The 18,175-nt window shown below is 63.9% G+C and carries 36 protein-coding genes; 29 read left to right on the forward strand and 7 right to left on the reverse strand.

Annotated features, from left to right (window positions below):
• Positions 1 to 18 precede the first annotated feature (18 nt).
• Positions 19 to 276, forward strand: a complete 258-nt coding sequence (locus AC06DU_RS08770) for a hypothetical protein (protein WP_478204086.1) — start codon at positions 19 to 21, stop codon at positions 274 to 276.
• A 17-nt stretch (positions 277 to 293) separates the two neighbouring features.
• On the opposite strand, the gene AC06DU_RS08775 is transcribed toward AC06DU_RS08770, so the two are convergent.
• From AC06DU_RS08775 to AC06DU_RS08790, 4 genes are read right to left on the reverse strand one after another with little or no spacing between them, the layout of a single operon-like run.
• The gene (locus AC06DU_RS08775) at positions 294 to 458 is read right to left on the reverse strand and encodes a hypothetical protein (RefSeq protein WP_478204087.1); all 165 of its coding nucleotides are present in this window, start codon (positions 456 to 458) and stop codon (positions 294 to 296) included.
• Entirely contained in the window at positions 455 to 823 is a 369-nt protein-coding gene (locus AC06DU_RS08780; RefSeq protein ID WP_478204088.1) for a hypothetical protein, read from the reverse strand. Before AC06DU_RS08780 ends, AC06DU_RS08775 begins: the two co-directional genes overlap by 4 nt.
• Complete coding sequence (locus AC06DU_RS08785; RefSeq protein WP_478204090.1) at positions 820 to 1,086, reverse strand: hypothetical protein; 267 nt, start codon at positions 1,084 to 1,086, stop codon at positions 820 to 822. Before AC06DU_RS08785 ends, AC06DU_RS08780 begins: the two co-directional genes overlap by 4 nt.
• Complete coding sequence (locus tag AC06DU_RS08790; RefSeq protein ID WP_478204092.1) at positions 1,083 to 1,568, reverse strand: hypothetical protein; 486 nt, start codon at positions 1,566 to 1,568, stop codon at positions 1,083 to 1,085. Before AC06DU_RS08790 ends, AC06DU_RS08785 begins: the two co-directional genes overlap by 4 nt.
• 174 nt (positions 1,569 to 1,742) lie before the next feature.
• Here AC06DU_RS08790 and AC06DU_RS08795 point away from each other — a divergent pair, with 174 nt between their 5' ends.
• A complete protein-coding gene (locus tag AC06DU_RS08795) occupies positions 1,743 to 2,060 on the forward strand; it encodes a hypothetical protein (protein WP_478204094.1) in 318 nt (105 codons plus the stop codon).
• Between the two features lie 320 nt (positions 2,061 to 2,380).
• On the opposite strand, the gene AC06DU_RS08800 is transcribed toward AC06DU_RS08795, so the two are convergent.
• Entirely contained in the window at positions 2,381 to 3,202 is an 822-nt protein-coding gene (locus AC06DU_RS08800) for a DUF7946 domain-containing protein (protein WP_478204095.1), read from the reverse strand.
• A 26-nt stretch (positions 3,203 to 3,228) separates the two neighbouring features.
• Complete coding sequence (locus tag AC06DU_RS08805; protein WP_478204097.1) at positions 3,229 to 3,897, reverse strand: XRE family transcriptional regulator; 669 nt, start codon at positions 3,895 to 3,897, stop codon at positions 3,229 to 3,231.
• A 73-nt stretch (positions 3,898 to 3,970) separates the two neighbouring features.
• On the opposite strand from AC06DU_RS08805, the gene AC06DU_RS08810 reads away from it, so the two are divergent.
• Positions 3,971 to 4,432, forward strand: coding sequence for a hypothetical protein (locus AC06DU_RS08810; RefSeq protein WP_478204099.1), 462 nt, complete (start codon positions 3,971 to 3,973; stop codon positions 4,430 to 4,432).
• A gap of 23 nt (positions 4,433 to 4,455) precedes the next feature.
• On the opposite strand, the gene AC06DU_RS08815 is transcribed toward AC06DU_RS08810, so the two are convergent.
• Positions 4,456 to 4,710, reverse strand: a complete 255-nt coding sequence (locus AC06DU_RS08815) for a hypothetical protein (RefSeq protein WP_478204101.1) — start codon at positions 4,708 to 4,710, stop codon at positions 4,456 to 4,458.
• 175 nt (positions 4,711 to 4,885) lie between these two features.
• On the opposite strand from AC06DU_RS08815, the gene AC06DU_RS08820 reads away from it, so the two are divergent.
• From AC06DU_RS08820 to AC06DU_RS08945, 26 genes are all read left to right on the forward strand, one after another.
• Positions 4,886 to 5,359: a phage regulatory CII family protein gene (locus tag AC06DU_RS08820; RefSeq protein WP_104567172.1), complete on the forward strand. Its 474-nt coding sequence runs from the start codon at positions 4,886 to 4,888 to the stop codon at positions 5,357 to 5,359.
• On the forward strand, positions 5,359 to 5,652 hold the full coding sequence (locus tag AC06DU_RS08825; RefSeq protein WP_478204102.1) for a hypothetical protein: 294 nt from the start codon (positions 5,359 to 5,361) through the stop codon (positions 5,650 to 5,652). The genes AC06DU_RS08820 and AC06DU_RS08825 overlap by 1 nt, the downstream gene beginning before the upstream one ends.
• Positions 5,653 to 5,741: 89 nt before the next feature.
• Entirely contained in the window at positions 5,742 to 5,951 is a 210-nt protein-coding gene (locus AC06DU_RS08830; RefSeq protein ID WP_212579442.1) for a hypothetical protein, read from the forward strand.
• Positions 5,948 to 6,874: a helix-turn-helix domain-containing protein gene (locus tag AC06DU_RS08835; RefSeq protein WP_478204103.1), complete on the forward strand. Its 927-nt coding sequence runs from the start codon at positions 5,948 to 5,950 to the stop codon at positions 6,872 to 6,874. The genes AC06DU_RS08830 and AC06DU_RS08835 overlap by 4 nt, the downstream gene beginning before the upstream one ends.
• Positions 6,855 to 7,373, forward strand: a complete 519-nt coding sequence (locus tag AC06DU_RS08840; protein WP_478204105.1) for a hypothetical protein — start codon at positions 6,855 to 6,857, stop codon at positions 7,371 to 7,373. The genes AC06DU_RS08835 and AC06DU_RS08840 overlap by 20 nt, the downstream gene beginning before the upstream one ends.
• Positions 7,370 to 7,981, forward strand: a complete 612-nt coding sequence (locus tag AC06DU_RS08845) for a hypothetical protein (protein WP_478204107.1) — start codon at positions 7,370 to 7,372, stop codon at positions 7,979 to 7,981. Before AC06DU_RS08840 ends, AC06DU_RS08845 begins: the two co-directional genes overlap by 4 nt.
• Positions 7,978 to 8,352 carry a RusA family crossover junction endodeoxyribonuclease gene (locus AC06DU_RS08850; RefSeq protein WP_478204109.1) on the forward strand — a complete coding sequence of 125 codons (375 nt, stop codon included), beginning with the start codon at positions 7,978 to 7,980 and terminating at the stop codon, positions 8,350 to 8,352. The genes AC06DU_RS08845 and AC06DU_RS08850 overlap by 4 nt, the downstream gene beginning before the upstream one ends.
• Complete coding sequence (locus tag AC06DU_RS08855; protein ID WP_478204110.1) at positions 8,349 to 9,062, forward strand: phage antirepressor KilAC domain-containing protein; 714 nt, start codon at positions 8,349 to 8,351, stop codon at positions 9,060 to 9,062. Before AC06DU_RS08850 ends, AC06DU_RS08855 begins: the two co-directional genes overlap by 4 nt.
• Before the next feature lie 7 nt (positions 9,063 to 9,069).
• Entirely contained in the window at positions 9,070 to 9,291 is a 222-nt protein-coding gene (locus AC06DU_RS08860; RefSeq protein WP_478204112.1) for a hypothetical protein, read from the forward strand.
• Positions 9,288 to 9,485, forward strand: coding sequence for a hypothetical protein (locus tag AC06DU_RS08865; RefSeq protein WP_102256231.1), 198 nt, complete (start codon positions 9,288 to 9,290; stop codon positions 9,483 to 9,485). Before AC06DU_RS08860 ends, AC06DU_RS08865 begins: the two co-directional genes overlap by 4 nt.
• Complete coding sequence (locus AC06DU_RS08870) at positions 9,485 to 9,664, forward strand: hypothetical protein (RefSeq protein ID WP_478204114.1); 180 nt, start codon at positions 9,485 to 9,487, stop codon at positions 9,662 to 9,664. Before AC06DU_RS08865 ends, AC06DU_RS08870 begins: the two co-directional genes overlap by 1 nt.
• A gap of 2 nt (positions 9,665 to 9,666) precedes the next feature.
• Positions 9,667 to 10,116 carry a hypothetical protein gene (locus tag AC06DU_RS08875; RefSeq protein ID WP_478204116.1) on the forward strand — a complete coding sequence of 150 codons (450 nt, stop codon included), beginning with the start codon at positions 9,667 to 9,669 and terminating at the stop codon, positions 10,114 to 10,116.
• Positions 10,113 to 10,412 carry a hypothetical protein gene (locus AC06DU_RS08880; protein WP_440584225.1) on the forward strand — a complete coding sequence of 100 codons (300 nt, stop codon included), beginning with the start codon at positions 10,113 to 10,115 and terminating at the stop codon, positions 10,410 to 10,412. The genes AC06DU_RS08875 and AC06DU_RS08880 overlap by 4 nt, the downstream gene beginning before the upstream one ends.
• Complete coding sequence (locus AC06DU_RS08885) at positions 10,412 to 10,783, forward strand: Ref family recombination enhancement nuclease (protein WP_478204118.1); 372 nt, start codon at positions 10,412 to 10,414, stop codon at positions 10,781 to 10,783. The genes AC06DU_RS08880 and AC06DU_RS08885 overlap by 1 nt, the downstream gene beginning before the upstream one ends.
• Before the next feature lie 29 nt (positions 10,784 to 10,812).
• Positions 10,813 to 11,163: a GIY-YIG nuclease family protein gene (locus AC06DU_RS08890; protein ID WP_478204393.1), complete on the forward strand. Its 351-nt coding sequence runs from the start codon at positions 10,813 to 10,815 to the stop codon at positions 11,161 to 11,163.
• A gap of 609 nt (positions 11,164 to 11,772) precedes the next feature.
• The gene (locus AC06DU_RS08895) at positions 11,773 to 12,210 is read left to right on the forward strand and encodes a lysozyme (protein ID WP_478204119.1); all 438 of its coding nucleotides are present in this window, start codon (positions 11,773 to 11,775) and stop codon (positions 12,208 to 12,210) included.
• Positions 12,210 to 12,536 carry a hypothetical protein gene (locus AC06DU_RS08900; RefSeq protein ID WP_478204120.1) on the forward strand — a complete coding sequence of 109 codons (327 nt, stop codon included), beginning with the start codon at positions 12,210 to 12,212 and terminating at the stop codon, positions 12,534 to 12,536. Before AC06DU_RS08895 ends, AC06DU_RS08900 begins: the two co-directional genes overlap by 1 nt.
• The gene (locus AC06DU_RS08905; protein WP_478204121.1) at positions 12,533 to 12,751 is read left to right on the forward strand and encodes a hypothetical protein; all 219 of its coding nucleotides are present in this window, start codon (positions 12,533 to 12,535) and stop codon (positions 12,749 to 12,751) included. Before AC06DU_RS08900 ends, AC06DU_RS08905 begins: the two co-directional genes overlap by 4 nt.
• Positions 12,748 to 12,876 carry a hypothetical protein gene (locus tag AC06DU_RS08910; RefSeq protein WP_478204123.1) on the forward strand — a complete coding sequence of 43 codons (129 nt, stop codon included), beginning with the start codon at positions 12,748 to 12,750 and terminating at the stop codon, positions 12,874 to 12,876. The genes AC06DU_RS08905 and AC06DU_RS08910 overlap by 4 nt, the downstream gene beginning before the upstream one ends.
• A 1-nt stretch (position 12,877) precedes the next feature.
• On the forward strand, positions 12,878 to 13,219 hold the full coding sequence (locus tag AC06DU_RS08915) for a hypothetical protein (protein ID WP_478204124.1): 342 nt from the start codon (positions 12,878 to 12,880) through the stop codon (positions 13,217 to 13,219).
• A gap of 3 nt (positions 13,220 to 13,222) precedes the next feature.
• On the forward strand, positions 13,223 to 13,705 hold the full coding sequence (locus tag AC06DU_RS08920; protein ID WP_478204126.1) for a lysis system i-spanin subunit Rz: 483 nt from the start codon (positions 13,223 to 13,225) through the stop codon (positions 13,703 to 13,705).
• Positions 13,706 to 13,996: 291 nt separating this feature from the next.
• Positions 13,997 to 14,143, forward strand: coding sequence for a hypothetical protein (locus AC06DU_RS08925; RefSeq protein WP_478204127.1), 147 nt, complete (start codon positions 13,997 to 13,999; stop codon positions 14,141 to 14,143).
• Entirely contained in the window at positions 14,143 to 14,490 is a 348-nt protein-coding gene (locus tag AC06DU_RS08930; RefSeq protein ID WP_478204129.1) for an HNH endonuclease, read from the forward strand. Before AC06DU_RS08925 ends, AC06DU_RS08930 begins: the two co-directional genes overlap by 1 nt.
• Before the next feature lie 189 nt (positions 14,491 to 14,679).
• Positions 14,680 to 15,096, forward strand: a complete 417-nt coding sequence (locus AC06DU_RS08935; protein WP_478204130.1) for a hypothetical protein — start codon at positions 14,680 to 14,682, stop codon at positions 15,094 to 15,096.
• An 85-nt stretch (positions 15,097 to 15,181) separates the two neighbouring features.
• A complete protein-coding gene (locus tag AC06DU_RS08940; RefSeq protein ID WP_478204132.1) occupies positions 15,182 to 16,882 on the forward strand; it encodes a terminase large subunit in 1,701 nt (566 codons plus the stop codon).
• Positions 16,879 to 18,174: a phage portal protein gene (locus tag AC06DU_RS08945; RefSeq protein ID WP_478204133.1), complete on the forward strand. Its 1,296-nt coding sequence runs from the start codon at positions 16,879 to 16,881 to the stop codon at positions 18,172 to 18,174. The genes AC06DU_RS08940 and AC06DU_RS08945 overlap by 4 nt, the downstream gene beginning before the upstream one ends.
• Position 18,175: the final 1 nt, after the last annotated feature.

Consider the following 18,175-nt stretch of genomic DNA (forward strand, 5'->3'; position numbering starts at 1 on the left):
CCCTGAAGGAGCTGCCCCATGAGCGAACATGAGGTTCGAAGTACGCGTGTTATCCGCGGATTTACCGTGCAGGCGAGCACTGAGCAAATGAACGGGCCGCCTGGCAGGTTTGACCCGAAAATTACTGTCTTGAGTGCCGGCGGCAGCATTGTTGACGCGAAGATTTACCCGACGGGGCAGGATCCTTTCCAGGATGAGACGACAGCGTTCGAGGCTGCGCTGCACTACTTGCAGCGCATAGACGTAACCGAACATGGAAAATTGATCGATCCGTGACAGAACGCTGAGTCGACTCATTTCGTGATCAACCTGGTGGTGTAGGGGACGATGGTTTCGGCGCGGCGCGCGACGGCGCGCTCCTGGCTCGCGGTGCCTTGCCAGACGCGCCACGGGTGCGCGCCGGGCTTCTTGGCGCGGGCCAACGCTGCGCGCTGTTCGGGTGTCTGATTGGCGCTCATGCGTGCGCGCGCTGTGCGTAGGGCGCCAGCGGCGGCGCGATGGGTGGCAGGTTGCGGGGCAGGTCTTCGACCGGCAGCACCGGCGCGACGGCATCCGCGATCGCTTCGTACCAGCACTTGAGCTCGCGCCAGCTGTCTTCCGGCAGGTCGATGAAGGCGCCGCGCACGTAGATGTAGTGGCCCTTAGCGACGTCAGGCTCGGGCGCGACGAAGTCGATGCCGTGGCTGCGGCCAATGACGATCGACACGGACGGCACGCCGCGCACGAGCGACTGCAGCAGCCAGCTGTTGCTGTTGGCGTCCCAGCGCAGGTCCACGTCGTAGTGGAAGCCCTTCACCGTGTGGCGGTAGGACTGGCGGCTCATACGGCACCGCCGGCGGCGCGCAGCGCCTCATCGAACTGGTCGAGCGCCACGCGGATTGGGTGGCGGACGTGCACGGTGTCGGGGCTGCCGGCGTTGGCGATCGCGATAGCGTGCTCAAGGTCGGCGGAGAGCTGGCGGCCTTTCTCGAACAGGTCGGCCACCGCTGCGTGTGCCGCCATCTGGGCGATGTTGGCCTGGCCGGCGTCGACCTCGCGCTGGCCTGCCTGGACCAGCACCGACAGCACATCAACGCAGGCGCTCACGGCTGCACCTCGACGAAGGCGAGGCCATGCATGACGCACTGCGCGTGCGCGGTTGCCGGGAAGGCGGCAGCATCGGCCGGCATCACCGCGTTGGCGCGGGCGCAGGAATTGGGCAGCGCGTAGTCGCCGGAGTCGACCGCGTCTACGGCGTCGAGCGCGTTCTGCCAGCGTCGGGCGCTGAACTCGTCGCGGGTCAGGACGGCGGCGACACCCTCGGCACAGTCCGGCACGCGGCCGGCGGTGGCGAAGCCGTTGAGGGCGGCGCGGGCGATGCCGGCGCGCAGGCTCCAGTCGTCGACGGTGGCCAGCTGATAGACGGCCAGCGCGGCGCAGAAGCGCGGCGAGGTGATCGACAGCTGTTCGGGGATGCCCTCACCGGTGGCGGTGGTGGGCTCTGCGGCGGGCTGGCCAGTGACGGCGCAGCCTGCGGCCAGTGCGGCGGCGAGGGCCAGGCAGGTGAGGCGAGCGGTGACGGCGCGCATCTGAGTCTCCGTGCCCCGCGGCGGAATACCGTGTTACTGGGGCGACGGAGCAACTCTATGGGATTCCATAGACACATGTCAATGGGATTCCATAGAAATTTTCTCGGATCATTTGAAACCCCATCCACATGCGCGCCAGATCTAGGCCTGCGCGCCCTCTATACAAGGAAGCCCATGAAATTTTTGGCTGTGTTAGCGGCTGGACTGCTGCTGTCGCCAGTGTGTGTTGCAGCTGTGCCAAACAAGATCGAAGTCACTGAAATGGCGAACTGCACGGCAGCAGCCATGAAGAGCGGTGACCGCGCACTTTGGAATGAGTGGCTCAGCGCACTTAAGAAGCGCTATGCCAGCATTTACCCCACGAAAAGTGCTGCGGAAATCGAGGAGTACACGTTGAGCAGGGTCCAGGACAAGCGCAAGCGCCTGCAAGGCATGGGCTTCGACAGCACCACCGCATATCGCGGATACATGGACAAGAACTGTAAGGGCTAGCAGCTTTACGGCAAGCCAGCCGCTCACTTCGAGACAGGCGAGCGAGCCGTGATAGCCCTGAGCGCCGGCCGGCACGTCATCACCTCACGATCCGTGGGTGGTAGGGGCCTTTGCGGGGCCAACAGCGAGGAACGTCAGGTGGCGCGCAGCCATAGCATCGAGATATTCGTCGAGGCGGGACAGATGCGCTCCTACCGGATCCACACCAGGACCGAGGGTGAGTCCACGATCGAGCCGGTGCTGTAGCCGCGAGCACCAGACCCCACAAAGCAAAAACCCCGCCTGAGCGGGGTGATCTGATGCACCGGATTTCCCACTAATCAGCTTGTACGTACGTCGCTGATATACAGAAGCTCGATCTCGCCATTTTTCAACGTTGCCTTACCGCGCACCTCGATAGTGGAGCCCTGCGCAAAGGCTGTCAGGTAAGGGTTAGGCGTCATGTCTGCCAAGGGGTCGGTGATCTTGGCGCGGACGCGCTTCGAATCGTCCGAGACAAGGCGCACCTTAGCGGTTTTGTTTTCCCGGTCGAATTCTGAAATGACTAATTTCCAATCCTGCTCTATGGCGACTTCCAGTTCGCCTTCGCTTCGAATTGCTTCCGCGGTGGCTTCATCGACTACGTATTTGTGAGCGATCGTCATCTGGGTACAGGACCGCCCAACGGGCGCGACGGCCTGTTTAATAGCCGGCCGCAGCGAGTCCGCCATCTTCTCCAACGTGGAATGAAGCCTATCTTGGTTGCTGCTCTGCATTGCCAGGACCTTGTCCAAAGCATCTTTGAGCATCTTCATCTCATCACTCTTCCCGCTTGCGCGGCTAAAAATCCAAGCTAGCAATGCCCCAAGTGCCGGGCCTGCAAGGCCGCTGAACAGCTGCTGCTGTTGCGCAAACTTCACAATAGCATCAATTGAAAAACAGTTCGCTCGTGGCTCCCTGACCATGACTCTCACGGCCATGGCCTGGTACTGCTTGGTGTACTCCCCGGTAGCCAGAAAATTACTGCTAACTGCGAGTATTCGGGCCATGCCTTGCAGCGACTCGCCTAACCCATTGAGTTCAATCTCATGCTGAGCTGCGTCGCCGCCGTCATAGCGGATCGGCACGCTGGTCTGGCTCTCTTCTTGATCGTTCGCTTGCATGGTCCCTCCTTGGGATGCCGTGGATGTCAGTCCCGCCAGCCGCCCACCCAGTGGACACGACCGATGATGGTAATGGGGTGTTTCTTCGACACCATGGGCTTGGGCTTGCGCCACTGGTGGTCGCCGGCGGGGTTGTCGCTTTGGAAGTACACGCCGGCCTCGAGCACGAGGGCGCGTTTCACGTAGTACTCGGGGTTGGCCATGCCGTCGACCTGGATGACGTACAGGCTGCCGTCGACCGGCCGCGTGTCCGAGGTATCGAACAGGATGGCGTCGCCGTCCTGGATGGTCGGCTCCATGCTGTCGCCCTTGCCGTAGTAGACGGCTAGCGGCCTGCCAAAGATTCCGCGGCGGCGCAGGCTGGTTTTCTTGAAATGGAGGCTGTGGGTCTCGGCATACTCTTGCGCCTCAGCGCCGGTTCCCAGGCCGGCTGCCTGTGACCAACCCGTAACGGGGAGGTATTCAGATTCATCGGTAAGAGTCGCCTCTGCCTCTCTCGGGCCCTTGCCCGTTTGCAGCCACCTGATGTTGACGCCTAGGGCCTCCGCCAGAGCTGGCAGCTGGGTTGTACCTGCCTGGTCGTTGTTCTCGATGCCGGCAAGCGTTGGGTACTTCACGCCCGAGGCTTCGGACAACTGAGGTCGCGTCATGCCCTTGAGCTGCCGTGCCTGCTTGATTCGTTCACCTATGGTCATTGAGCAATTGTTACGGGATAGCGTTATGGCATCCCGTTGACTTGTATCTATGGCATCCCATAACATGGGTTCCATGGACATGACCTGGTCGGATCGCATCAAGGGGCTCGAAGAGAGCGGCAAGTCGCTGACGGAAATCGGGCGGCTCATCGGCAAGTCACCGCAGGCCGTCAGCGACATCAAACAGGGGCGCACGCGCGAACCCGGCGGTATGGCCGCAGTCCGTCTGCATCACCTCCATCTGTCGATCGTCGGTACCGCGGCGCGCGCGCCTGAAGAGCCGAGCATCTGCGAAGTGCAGGGCGCAGTTCCTTTCACCAAGCGCGCGCTGCGCGCAAAGCTCGGCCTTTCGAACGACGCCGGCCTGGCCGTGTTGTTGAAGCTGCCGCGCGACCGGGTCGAAGCCTGGGGCGAGGACGCGCCGCTGCCTGCGCTGCCCACCGTCCTGGCGCTGGTCGCCACGCAGCCGACCGAGGAACCAAAGGCTCCGTCCGATCTGGACGCAGAGCGAATCGTCCCCGTGGAGGTGGCCTGAGATGGACCACCTCCTGTTCTCGGTCAGTGCTGCGGAGATCCTGCCGATGTCGGCGGTGACGATTCCAGCTGATCGGCAAGCACCGTCAGTGCTTTTGCGAGGTCGCGAAGTTGTGGCGGCATCAAGGCGTACGTGGGCGATGTGTGAGCTTGCGCGACTGATTCCATTGAGCTCACGAGGTATTTGAACGTGACCAGCCCAGCGCCATACGCCTGCACTGCAGATATGTCCCATCCCGAGATTGGGCTCACCGGAATGTCTTCTTGTTCTTTGTCCATGTCGCCCTCCTTGCGGGCAGTCGTTGGAGCCGTGGGGGCACCAGCGTACCGCGCTGAGGGCGACGCCATTTTGATGCGTTCCGGCTGAGGCCGGTGCTGTTCCAGAGCAGTTGTTCTCCATGGCCGTGATGTTGCCGGCCGCCGTCACTCGAAACCACGTTCAGGCAGAAACCCGATGAACATCACCGACGCTGCATACCACACCGTTCACTCCTACCCGGGCGGTAGCGTTGCACTTGCCACTCGCTTGATCACCACGAAGGACGATGGCCGCGAGCGCGCCATGTCCGACGCGGTGCTGCGCAGCAAGGTCAATCCGAACACCACCACGCACCACCTGACCTTGGCCGAGGCGAGCCAGATCATGGGCGTGACCGGCGACGACCGCATCCTGCACGCGCTGGCGGCCGAGCACGGGTACACCCTGACGCGCACCGAGACGCCCACCGGCGGCAACATGCTTTCCGCGCTGCTGCTGGCGTCGTCGGCGAAGGGCAAGCTGGCCCAGATCATCGGCGAGTCGATCGCTGACGGCCGCATCACCGCAAACGAGGCGGCAGAGATTGCAGCTGCGTGCGGCGATGCCCAGGCGATGCTGGCTGAGGTTGCCCAGCATGCCCGTGCGTCTGCTGCAGTGGGAGCGCACTGATGTCCTGGGGATCGAAGCATCCGCTGGTGCTGAAGTCGCTGCAGGCGACACCGGACGGTTTGAAAGCAGAACCGCTGGACAAGGCGGCGCGTGCCCGCTCAATGGCCGCCTCCACGCAGCTCATGAGGGAAACCGCGGGTTTCACACGCCGGGCAACCACGAACCCGTCCCTGCGCGCTCTGCTCACCGCACGCATCAAGGATCTCGACAAGCGAGTCGCCCATTGGGAAGCGGTCGCCGAGGAAGCGGAGAAAGAAGCGGCGCAGGCAGCAGCTCAGGGCGGTGGGGAATGAAGTCCACAGGTTATCCCCGGCAGGCGGACGTACGTGCAGGAAGGGCGGTTGTGCAAGCTGCGCACCGCCATCCAGAGCCGGTTCGGAACATGTCGCGACGCCAGGTGTGGGATTTGTTGAAGCAAGGCTGCAACGCGGCCGAGATTGCAGCTGCAGCGCATGTGAGTGACGCGGTTGCTTCGTCAATGATCGACGAGGCGCTCGGCCGCGTGCGCGGAGAATCGCTGCGCGAACAGGATCGTCAGCTGGCCGACCATCGCGTGGGCCATGCGCTCGGCGGTGTGGTGATCAGCCTATGAGCGTCGAGGCCATCACCTGGGCGCTGAAGCAGCCCGTGGACAAGTCGTCCGCCAAGTTCGTTCTGGTGGTGCTGGCCAACTGCGCCGGCGGCGACAACTGGGAGGCTTACCCGTCTGTCGCATACCTGGCCGAGGCAACAGGCCAGGACCGCAAGACGGTGCTGACGAACATGGCGCGGCTGGTAGCGGCCGGCCTCATTCGCGACACCGGCCATCGCCGCGGGACGACCAACCAGGTGATCGTTTACCGCCTCAATCCACCGAGTGCTGCTGCTCAGCAGGGCGATGCACCGGCTCCTTCGCCGGCCGTGGAACATCAAATCGAACAGTCCCAAAATCGGGACCGTTCTTCCGTGGAACATTTTTACGAGGAACAGGCCCGAAATTGGGACTCTTTCGAAGAAGAAACAGTCCCGTTTTTCCCTGCAAACAGTACCGTTTTTCCGCCGAAACAGTCCCAAAAACGGGACACGGAACCGTCATATAACCATCAGGGAACCAATACACCACACACCACTGGCGCCGACGCTGCGCACGGTGTGTGTGGAACACCGGCAGGTTCCATTGCAGCAGCGTTGAACCGCGGCGCGCTGGCGCTGAACCGCCCCGGCCTGCGCATCACCAGCCAGAACCCCGACCTGATCGCCGCAGCAGGCGAGGGCGTCACCGCCCAGCACCTGCTCGAGCTGTCCGACGTCTACCCGGACAAGCCCGCCGCCTACCTGATCGCCGCGGCCCGCCGTCAGCGCGCCACGGGCGCCAACACCATCACCTCCGGAGCATCTGCCCATGCAGTCCCTCGCGAAAGCGCTGCCGAGCGCACCCAACGTTTTGCCCGTGAAGCCATCCAGCGCGACGCCGCCGGCCACGCCGTCGCCGATTTCGATCACAGCGATTGCCACGGTGTGGACGCGCATGGCTGAGATCTACGGCACGCGGTGGACCAGCGGCTTCGGCGCAGACCCGTCAACCGGCGCCGGCAGCACCTGGGCGAAGGGCTTGGCCGGGGTCACGGCGCAGCAGCTCGGCGCAGGCCTGACGGCTTGCATCGCCGCGGCGGATCCGTGGCCGCCCACGCTGCCCGAGTTCCGCGCGCGCTGTCTCGGCGTGCCGAGCCTGGCACAGGTGTCGAACGAGATGCGCGGCGGCGGTGACCGCAGCGGCTTCACCGTGCTGGTGGGGCTGAAGCTGGACGGCTATCGCTACCGCGGCGCCAGCGCCAGCGATGCCGATCGCATGGTGCGCGAGGCATACGAGCTGGCGCGCGAGCACGTCATGCGCGGCGGTGAGGTGCCGGAGCCTGCAACCACGGCGCTGCCGCCGCCGGCGAAGGCGCCCGAAGTGGTCGACCGCGACGCAGCACGCGCGGCGCTGGAGCGCGCTGCCGCAGAACTTGGCGACGCAACGGCGGTGCAGGCATGAAGGCCTATCCCGCCCGCGTTCGCGAATGGCTCAAGGCCAACCCAGGCGCGCATTCGCCGCGCGTGATCTTGGACGGCATGGGCATCGCCCAGGGTGCCGAGAATCGCCGGCCGTACTACAGCGCCATCAAGGACAATGCCGACGCCGGTTACCTCAAGCGCGTCGGCAACGGCCCGCGCCCGGCATACGCATTCGTGTGCGAACCGCCGCCGCACGAGGGCGAGAGCCTATCCAGGGTCGAGAAGCACCGTGCCTACATGCGCCAGCGGCACCTCGACAAGGGCGGCCGCACGTTGGCGGAACGGCGCCAGGACGAGGCGCTGCAGAAGGCGGCACGCGCGGAAAGGCTGGCGCAGGAGAAGGCAGAACGGCTGGCCCTTCGCCAAGCGGCCAGGGAGGCCAAGCAGCAGGCCCGGCTCGCGGCCAAAGCGAAGCCGGTGCGCTCGCCAAAGGGCTACACGGTCATTCCGATCCGCGCATCCGTGCTCGGCCGGCCCGCTGCCGCCCGGCCGCCGGTGCAGACCGTCGACGACTGGATCCGTGCAGGCGGGCAGGTAACCCGTCTGCCTGGTGTGGAGCAATACATCCCCGACAGGTGCCGCGCTTGATTGCCCTGACGCTCCCGTGGCCGAGCAAAGACCTGTCGCCGAACGCGCGCGTGCACTGGTCGCGCAAAGCCAAGGCGACCAAGAGCGCCCGGCAGCGCGCTGTGCTGACCGCCTTCCAAGCTGGCTGGAAGGGCATGCAGTTGCCGGCAGGCCGTCTGCACCTGTGGATCGACTTCTACCCACCGACGAAGCAGATGCCGGACGACGACAACATGCTAGGCCGCTGCAAGGCATACCGCGACGGCCTAGCCCAGGTGCTGGGCATAGACGACCAGCGCTTCATTTCCCACCCGCTGGTGCGCGCAGAGCCGCGCAAGGGCGGCGAGGTGGTTTTCATCATCACCGGCGCGAGCCAGGACGTGCACCCATGAGCCTCCTCACCATTGCCGGCGACGCGCCGGCGATCACCAGCCGCGAGATCGCCGAGCTCGTCGAAAAGCGCCACGACAACGTCAAGCGGACCATCGAAACCCTGGTTCTGCAGGGCGTGATTGCTTCTCCTCAAATTGAGGAAAAGCCCACTGCCGGCCGTCCCGCCGCCGATTTCGTATTCACCGGTGAGCAGGGCAAGCGCGACAGCATCGTGGTCGTCGCGCAGCTGTCGCCGGAGTTCACTGCTCGCCTGGTCGACCGCTGGCAGGAGCTGGAGCGCCGCGTCGCCGCGCCGACCGATCCGCTGGCGCTGCTGTCGGACCCAGCCGCGCTGCGCGGGCTGCTGGCCAGCTATGCCGGCCGCGTCGAGGAGCTGACGCCCAAGGCTGACGCGCTGGACCGGATCGCGACCGCGCGCGGATCGGTGCCGCTGCGCGAGGCGGCCAAGGCGCTGCAGATCCCAGAGCGCGAGTTCCTGTCGCTCCTCGAGCAGAAGAAGTGGATCTATCGCAACCCGTTCTCCACCACCTGGCTGGCCTACGCCGGCCGGCTGCACAGCGGATGCCTGGAGCACAAGGTCACCACCGGCGCCAAGCCGGACGGCAGCGAGTGGGTGCGCACGCAGGTACGCGTCACCGCAAAGGGCCTCACCAACTTGGCCAAGGCACTGAGCGCCCCGGCCGCGCTTTCCACCAATACGCACCACTGAGGCCCCGATGAGCGAAGACCTTATCTCCGACCAGCCCGCGCCGCAGCCGCGCCGCATGAAGCAGCCGACCAAGGACGTGCTGCGCGCCACCTTGGGCCACCAACGGCGCGAGCTGACCGAACTGCGCGCCGCGCATGCGCGGTTCCGCGCGAGCTGGTGCTGGCCGCTCTACGTCTGGACGCAGCGCCTGCGCACCGCGTTCGGCCGCGGTGGGAACGGCCGGGCATGACCGCGCCGGCCAAGCGCTCGGCCTGGGCGCGCAGCCAAGCCAGCCAGATCCGTGCGCGGCTCGACGGCATCCACAGCAAGCCGGCCATTGGCGAGCGCGAGCGCAGGAGCAAAAGTGCGGCGATCCAGGCCAACGAGTACCAGGCCCGCAAGTTCGAACGCATCGCGGCAGCAGCAGAGAAGAGGGGGAATTGATGGACACGCACACCAACGCAGCCGACCCGCGCGCCTCGCGCCACGAGTTCGAGTCGCTGGACGACGCGACGCACTGGCTGCTGCTGCAGGGTGCCCGCTGGGCAAACGTGCACGTCGACGGTCAGGTGTGGTGCCTGGGCCGGGACGGCAGCGCGGAGCCGGTGCAGGGGAGAGCCTGACCATGGCCGAGTTCGACAGCTTCACCGAGGCGACGCGCTCCGACCTGGAATGGTGGGGCTCCCAATTCGCGCTGCACCGGGACTTCGACTACCTGGGCCTGGCCAGCAAGAACATGCTGCAGGTGCTGATCGAGCACCGCGGCGAGATGCCGCCGCCGAACGTCGGGTTCAAGCCGCTGGAGGTGGACGCCCGCGCCCAGCGCGTGGAGGACGTGATCGGCGGCATTGCCCGGCAGGACGTGGTCATGGCCTGCGTGCTGCGCGGCTACTACTGCGGGCGCGGCCGGAAAAACTTCGAGCGCATGGAGACGGCGAACAACTTGATCGCCAACGCCGGGCACGCGCCGCTGCGCCAGGGTGCCTACCTGACCCTACGCGCGGCCGGGTTCGAGCTGGTCGGCCGCCGCCTACGCCCGCACGTGGCCCGCCCGCTGCTGCAGGTGGTCGCATGACGAACTTTGCCGACGTAGGGGCATGGCTGCACGGCGCAGACATGGGGGAGCTGATTCAGGCCAAAGAGGCGCTGGACAGAGCTCTCCAGGTAAAGAAAGACGAGGATCGGATCCCGGCGCTTCGTGTCGAGGCTTGCGGCCTGATCGTCGCCTATTTCCGCCATGGTGAGGAAGCGAAAGCGCTGGAGTATCTGCTGCAGCACCGCGAGGAGATCGCCGGCGAAGCGATATGCATCCGCCCGGTACGGCTCCTGCAGTCGGAGGCAGAGGCGGATCTAGCCCTGAGGTGGTGGTGATGCGCCACAGCACCGGCATGCCGACAGCCGCGGAGGTGGCGCGGTTCGAGCTTTCGAAGGAAGGGCCGTGCATGGCGTGCGTGGTCCGCATGGCGGCCGGCCTGCTGCCGCGGCAGCTGGTGGTGGTGGGCTGCGACTACAACCACTGCAAGAGCGGCAACCGCCGGCGCGGGCACCTGTTCGGCTATGCGCTGTGCGTGTGGCACCACCGTGCGCACCCGATGCCCGGGCAGACGACCAGCAGTACTCGCGATCGCTACGGGCCATCGCTGATGGACGGGAGCGCGCTGTTCCACGAGACCTACGGCAGCGACGACGAGCTGATCGCGCTGCAGACCGAATGGATTGAACGACAACTGGTGATGGCATGAATCGCGCGCTGAAGCGGTGGTGGGTGTACATGGCGGCAGTGCCGCTGACGAACGGGGTGAGCGCTTTCAGAATAGGGAGATCTTGCGACATCAGCGCCACCCTCAACGCCCTGAATGAGGGTAGTCCCATCCAAGTTGCGCAGGTCTCAGCAATCAGTGTTGGTCCGAATCGCTTCGCTCTTGCCGCAGAGGCTCAGTTGCTTAGACAACTTGCCGGCTATCGGCGGCATGGCAACTGGATTCGCGTGGCAACCAGTGCAGAGGCCGATAGAAGGGCCGTGGCAGCAGCAATGAAGGCTATTGCCGAGCTCGTCACCCCTATGAGCGATGGGGCCGAAGTTGGGTGGCATACCCTTAAATCTGCCCAGCTACTGCGGTAGGGTAGAAGGACCGTCAGTGGCCATCAGGAAGCAGTGTGATCACACTAGGAAAATACCGAGTAAATCCTAGATTTATACTTGCCTATCTCACCCATCAAGAGACCTCGTTGTTCGTCTACGTGGCATCGCAGATGGGGTCTCCAGATAAAAACCCCTTAAAAGTGAACTGCGATAGTGCGCATGATCGGCAGGTCCTTATGGATGAGTTGGAAGCTGCCGTCGATGCCTGCAACCAAGTGCCAGGTGGTGCATCTCCTACTAGTTTTTAAGCACGCGCAGATTCTTCTTGACACCAGGGGTGGAATCCGCAAAATGTAGGCATTGGTGAGAAAAGCCTCCGCAGCGATGTGGGGGCTTTTTTCGTTCTAGCTTTCGAGTCGGTAGTCACGGTGGGTGCGAATCCAGGCAACCGGCCAGCCGTGAGGCTTCCCGCTGGAGTCGCATAGAAGGGGCGCTCCGTGACGGCAGCGCTTCAGCGACGCATCCACCGTGCCGGCTCAACAATCATGCAGGTGGGGTTGGCTGATGCCGGCCGCTGAAGGGTCGGGAACGGCCGCCTGCAATTCCAAACCCTGCCATTCGGCGGGGTTTTTACTTATGGGAACCTTCATGTCTGCGCTGGCCCACGCTGTCGCCCTCATCAAACAATTTGAGGGGTGCCGGCTCACGGCTTATCCGGACCCGGGCACCGGAGGTGAGCCATGGACGATCGGATGGGGCGCGACTGGCCCCGGCATCAAGTCTGGAGTGAAGTGGACACAGGCGCAGGCCGACGACCGGCTGGCGCTGGACGTAGACCGGTTCATGGCCGGCGTTCGATCGGTACTGAAACGCCCAGCGGACGACAATGAGCTGGGCGCGATGACGTCGCTGGCATACAACATCGGCGCCACGGCGTTCAAGAACTCCACGCTGGTCCGCCTGTTCAACGCGGGAGACCGCATCGGCGCGGCCAAGCAGTTCGACGTGTGGCGCAAGGCAAACGGCAAGGTCATGAATGGGCTGATCCGTCGCCGAGCAGCTGAGCGCAAGGTGTTCGAAGGCTGATGCCCGCCAAGAAGGCCCGAGACACGGCAATCGTAAAGCTCCAGACGGCGCTCAACACGATGAATACGCCGGGCATGACGCCGGCGACCGCGCTGAACCTGGTGCGCGGCATGGTCCAGGATGCGCTCGACCTGATTCAGGAGTCGGACCCACTCAAGAAGCGCGTGGCTTTCATCGTGCTGGCGCTGCAGGAGTCCACCGAGGTGCACGTAGTGGCGCTGAGGGGCAAGGAGCACGAACGCATCCTGATTCGTGACCGGCCGCTCTACGAGTGGGCCATGAAGCAGGTGCACAAGCTGGCACAGCCAGAGCGGGAGGTTGCATGAGCTGGGGCGCACGCAACGCAGGATCTTCCCGCACCGGGATCGCCATCCTGGTGCTGGTCATGTACGGCTCGGCCATCGCCATTCAGGCCTACGTGGCCGTTCCGCCAGGCAACGAAAGCGGCCTGAATCAGCTCTTGGGTGGGCTCAACAACGCGCTCGGTGTCGTCGTCGGGTTCTTCTTCAACGTGCAGAGGCGACAGGACGTTGGGCCGTGACCGATCGATGGGATCGCGGTCTGCCGCCACGCGATCCACCGGGCTGGTTGATCACCGCGCTATGCAGCTTGCTGCTGGCAGCGCTGGCCTGGATCTGGACCACCTATACCAACACGAGGGTTTGAGATGGCGAAGTTCCGCAAAAAGCCTGTTGTTATCGACGCTGTGCTGTGGGCCGGCACTGCTGCCGCCGCGACACCTGTGATCGACTGGGTGCTGTCAAATGGCGGCACGGCCCGTTACAGCTGCGGCGCCGCAGCGTCGTCGGACTGCCCGACCCCCGATTACCACGTAACGCATCACTACTGCCCGAGCTGTCCGTTCAACGATGCGCCCGAGAAGATCAGCATCGACACGTTGGAGGGCGTCATAACGGCATCGCCGGGCGACTGGATCATCCGCGGCGTGCAGGGCGAGTTCTACCCGTGCAAGCCCGACATCTTCGCCGCCACCTACGATCCGGCCTGATCCATGAATCGCATCCTGATCGCCATCGCCGCAACGCTCCTGTGGTCGGCCGCCATGTTCGGCGCCGGCTGGGCCTGGCGCGGTGATCGTGCCGAGGCGGCAGTGGCCACCGGCGAGGCCGCAACTGGTAAGCAGGCCTTACAAGTTGAGCAGGCCGCACGTGCCACCGAGCAACAACAGGCCGGAGCGGTGCAGAAAGCCGGCGACCAGGCCACCACCCGAGAGGACAAGATCGATGCTGACTACGACACGCGCCTTGCGGCTGCTATTGCTGGCCATGATTCCGAGCTTGGCCGGATTCGGCAGTTGTGGGCCGGCTGTGAGACCAACCGGCTGTCCGCTGGTGCCGCCGCTGCCGCAGAAGTTGCAGATCAGGACCGACTACGCGGGGCAAGTGCGGCGCGAATTGTACGCGCCTGCGAGCGAGCCCAATCCGAGCGAGACGAGGCCGTCGACCTTTACGAAGCCGTAAGCGGCAAACCGTGAAGAACGAGCCTTGAGCCTTACTCGCTGCTCGCACTTGATGGCGGCTCCCCAGAACGCGAAGGATCGAACGCTTTAAGGCAGAGCCGACGCGGCTCTCAGCCAACATCTTCAACAGTTGAATGCCATACACCGCAATCTGCAGCATGGTCTTCATTTGGTCCGGTGCCATCGCCCACTCCTCATTGTGTGAGCGGTCATGGTCTCCTCAAGGTCTCGGCTGTCGCAATGCCGGATTTTTCCAGCCTGGATGTGCTACCGGCAGTTGACATGCAAAGTATCGGAATCCCACGAATGACTCAGCTAGACCGAATTGAGGCGAAGCTCGACGTGCTTATTGCCGCGCTGGCTGATGATGACGAGGAACACGAAGAACCAGCGCGTACGCTCGACGGTGAGCTGGCCGGTGGTGAACGTGATCAATCGATGGGACTGGACTGATGCCTGGCTTCCCGTCGCGGTACAAGCCGCTTCAGCAGATCGCACCGGTGCACGTGGCGCAGTCCCGGCCCGAGAACTATGGCCAGGGACGCGGCGGCCGGCCATGGCGGCGCAAGCGCGACGCGATAATGAAGCGCGACAAGTACCTGTGCGTCCCATGCAGCGCTGCTGGACGCCTCACGCCCGCCGAGGAGGTCGACCATGTCGTACCCCAGGCGGAAGGCGGCACGGGCGCAGACGACAACCTGCAGGCCATCTGCGTCGAGTGCCACATAGCCAAGACGAAGACCGAAGCGGCTCGTGGTGCGAATCGTTCGCATCCCCGCCGGGGAATGCCACGAAACTGAACAGCGGGCGCAAAGCTGAACGAAAACCCGACCTTGAACCTGAACGAAAAGGCTGAACGAGATTCATGAACGAGAACCTGAACGGGTCGGCGCTACACCAGGGGGGGGAGGGTCAAAACTTCGGCCCGACCAGATCGGACACCGGCCGCTCAGCCAAATTTTCGCACGGTCAAAATTAGGATTTGAAAAATGAGAGGACGGAAGCCGACAGCTCCGGCCCTCAAGGTGATCGCCGGGACGGCCCGGCCGGACCGCGAGGTGCCGGACGTTCCCGAGTTCGACCTGATCGACGATTTTCCCGATGCGCCTCAGCATCTGAACGCCGATGGCGCCGCCATGTGGCGTGATCTCGGCCCGCAGTTGGTCGCGGCGAAGGTGTTGCAGGTCGTCGACCTCTACGCACTCCAGCAACTCTGCTACGCCTGGCAACGCATGGTGATGAAGCAGAAGGCGGGGATGGACATAACGGCCGCCGAGGACACAGCGTTCAAGGCGCTGATGTCCGAGTTCGGCATGACTCCCGCCAGCAGGCGCAAGGTGACTTCGGGTGGCGACAGCAAGAAGCCCGGCAACAAGTTCGCCGCGCTCGCCGCGCCGAGCAAGTAAGCCGGCTGCCAAGAAGGCGCCAGCGAAGAAGCAGGGCAGGGCCGCGCCGCGCGCCCGCAAGCCGGATCCTTCCGACTATGTCGGCGTGGCCATTGCGTACGCGCAGGAAGCGATCGCCGACAAGAAGGGGCTGCGGTTCGGCAAGTTGATCCGGCAGGCCGCGAAGCGGTTTATCGATGACTTGGCACGCGCGAAGAAGCGCGGCGCACCCTTCCGGTTCTCGCCGGAACATGCGTGCCATGCATGCGGGTTCATCGAGCTGCTGCCACACGTCGAAGGCAAGTGGGAAACGCCAGAGATCCGGATGCACCGGTCGCACGTGTTCTTCGTCGTGCAGCTGTTCGGGTTCCGAAAGCCTGACGGATCCAGGCGCTTCACGTCCGCGCTGTTCGCGGTGGCGCGCAAGAATGCGAAATCGACGCTGGCGTCGGCAATCCTGTTGTACTGCCAGTGCTGCGAGAACGAGGAGGGCGCGCAGGTCATCTCGGCGGCAACGACATTCCCGCAGGCGTCGATCATCTTCAACGTCGCCAAGCGGATGGTGGAGAAGACGCCCGACCTGCGCGAGGCCTATGGTCTGGAGACCTGGGCGAAGTCGATCACGCGGATGGAGATCGGCGCGAGCTTCAAGCCAATCCACGCGAAGGCCAGCACGCAAGACGGGCTCAACCCATCGCATGTCGGTCTGGATGAGATCCACGCGCACAAGACGCCGGACCTGCTCAACGTGCTGCAGTCGGCTGCCGGCGCGCGGCAAAACCCGCTCTGGCTCTTCACCACCACCGAGGGCTACACCAACCCCGGGCCCTGGGCGGAGATCCGGCAGTTCGTGAAGCAACTGCTGGCCGGCGTGTTTGGACACGAGGCCGACCATTACCTCGCGCTGTTCTTCGCGATCGACGAGGAGGACAAGGCAACAGGCGTTAAGGCAGACGACACGTTCGACGAGTCGAAGTGGATCAAAGCGAATCCGCTGATCGACTCCAATCCGCACCTGTTGGCAGCCATCCGCAAAGAGGCGGTAGAAGCCAAGCGGATGCCGTCGAAGCTGGCCGAGTTCGAGATCAAGCGTGTCAACCGGCCAGCGGCTTCGGCCAACAGCTGGGTGGCGCTGCCGAAGTGGAACGCGTGTGCTGGCGTTGTGGATCTCGAAGCTCTTCGGGATGTGCCCTGTTGGGCCGGCCTGGATCTTGCCAGCACACGCGACCTGACAGCGCTGCGACTGGTTTGGCGGGTAGACGACCAGATCATTACCTGGGGTCGTCGGTGGGTTCCCGCCGATGCGGTGGCGCAGCGTACCGAGCGTGGAACAGTGCCATACGCAGGCTGGGTGGCGGGAGGCCTGATTGAGCAGACGGAAGGCGAGGTGACCGACTACGCGGTGATCGAGCAGGCAGTTCTTGACGTTGTTGAGCGCTTCAACGTCCAGTCGATCGCGTTTGACAGATGGAACGCAACCGAGATGGTCAGCAGGTTGGTGAAGGCTGAGGTCCCGTTGGTGGAGTTCATCCAAGGAACAAAGTCGTACCACCCCGCAATGCAGGAGCTTGAGCGCGCATACATCGCAGGAAAGCTCGTGCATGACGGCGATCCCGTCCTGACCTGGTGCGCATCCAACCTTGTCGCACGTACCGATCAGAACATGAACAAGGCGCCGGATAAGAAGCGTTCGGCCGACAAGATTGACGACATGACCGCACTGCTGATGGCCGTGGGGATTTCCTTGAACGGAGAGGCAGGCGACGGTATGGATGATTGGCTGAGCAGCCCGGCAAAGGCGGCATGAGCATGAAGCCCAGGCAGAAGCAGATTGGACGTGTGGCTGCGGCTGTGCGTGGTTGGCTTGGCATTTCGTTCGACCTCACGAACGAGGAAGCGTGGAGCAGCGTGGGCGGCGGCTACTCGGTCGCAGGGGTAAGCGTGAACGCTAGCACCGCTATGCAGGTCTCGGCCGTTTGGGCCTGCGTCCGGCTTATCTCGGAGACCATCGCGACCCTACCGCTGTCCCTGTACGAGAAGACCAGCGCCGGCAAGATGCAGGCGACGCGCCATCCACTGCACTTCGTGGTCCACGACCAGCCCAACATCGATTCCACGGCAGCTGTGTTCTGGGAGGCGTTTGTAGCCTCCATGCTGCTGCGCGGCGTGGGCCGAGCGGAAAAGCTGATGTCGGCCGGCCAAGTCATTGGTCTTTTGTTCCTCAATCCGGACCGTCTGAATACAAGCAAGGACAGCAAGGGAAACAAGGAATACCGGTACACCGAAAACGGCAGGCAGCGCGTGATTCCCCGTTCGCGCATCTGGGAGGTCCCAGGCTTCACGCTCGATGGCGAGTGCGGGGTGTCGGTGATTCAGTACGGAGCCAAGGTGTTCGGAAACGCCATTGCGGCAGACCAGGCGGCCAGCAAGACGTTCACCAACGGCATGCTGCAAACCGTCTTCTACAAGGTCGCGGCGTTTCTCAACAAGACACAGCGCGACGAGTTCCGTCGCAATGTGATGGGGACGATCGAGCGCGGGGAGACTCCACTGTTGGAAGGCGGAACAGACGCTGGGACGATCGGCATCAACCCGTCGGATGCCCAGCTTCTGGAGTCGCGTGGCTTCAGCGTCCAGGAGGTCTGCCGCTGGTTCCGCGTTCCGCCGTGGATGGTCGGTCACACGGAGAAGTCGACCAGCTGGGGCTCGGGCATCGAGTCGCAGATGATCGGGTTTCTGACATTCACCCTCGCGCCCTGGCTACGGCGAATCGAACAAGCGATCCGTAAAGACCTGTTGACGCCAGCCGAGGGGCAGCGCTACTACGCCAAGTTTTCGGTAGAAGGCTTGCTGCGCGCTGATAGCGCAGCCCGTGCAGCTTTCTATTCGGTGATGGTGAACAACGGGATTCTGACTCGCGACGAAGTGCGCGAGCTGGAAGACCGTGAGGCGATGGGCGGCAATGCCGCCGTGCTCACCGTTCAGTCGGCCATGGTGCCTCTTGATGCGCTAGGAACAACCGATACCCAAGCAACACAGGCCCGCAGCGCGATGCGCGCTTTGCTGGGCCTGGACGATCAACCGCCCTCGCAGGGCTGAG

The sequence above is a fragment of the Xanthomonas sp. NCPPB 3200 genome (genome assembly GCF_056393585.1).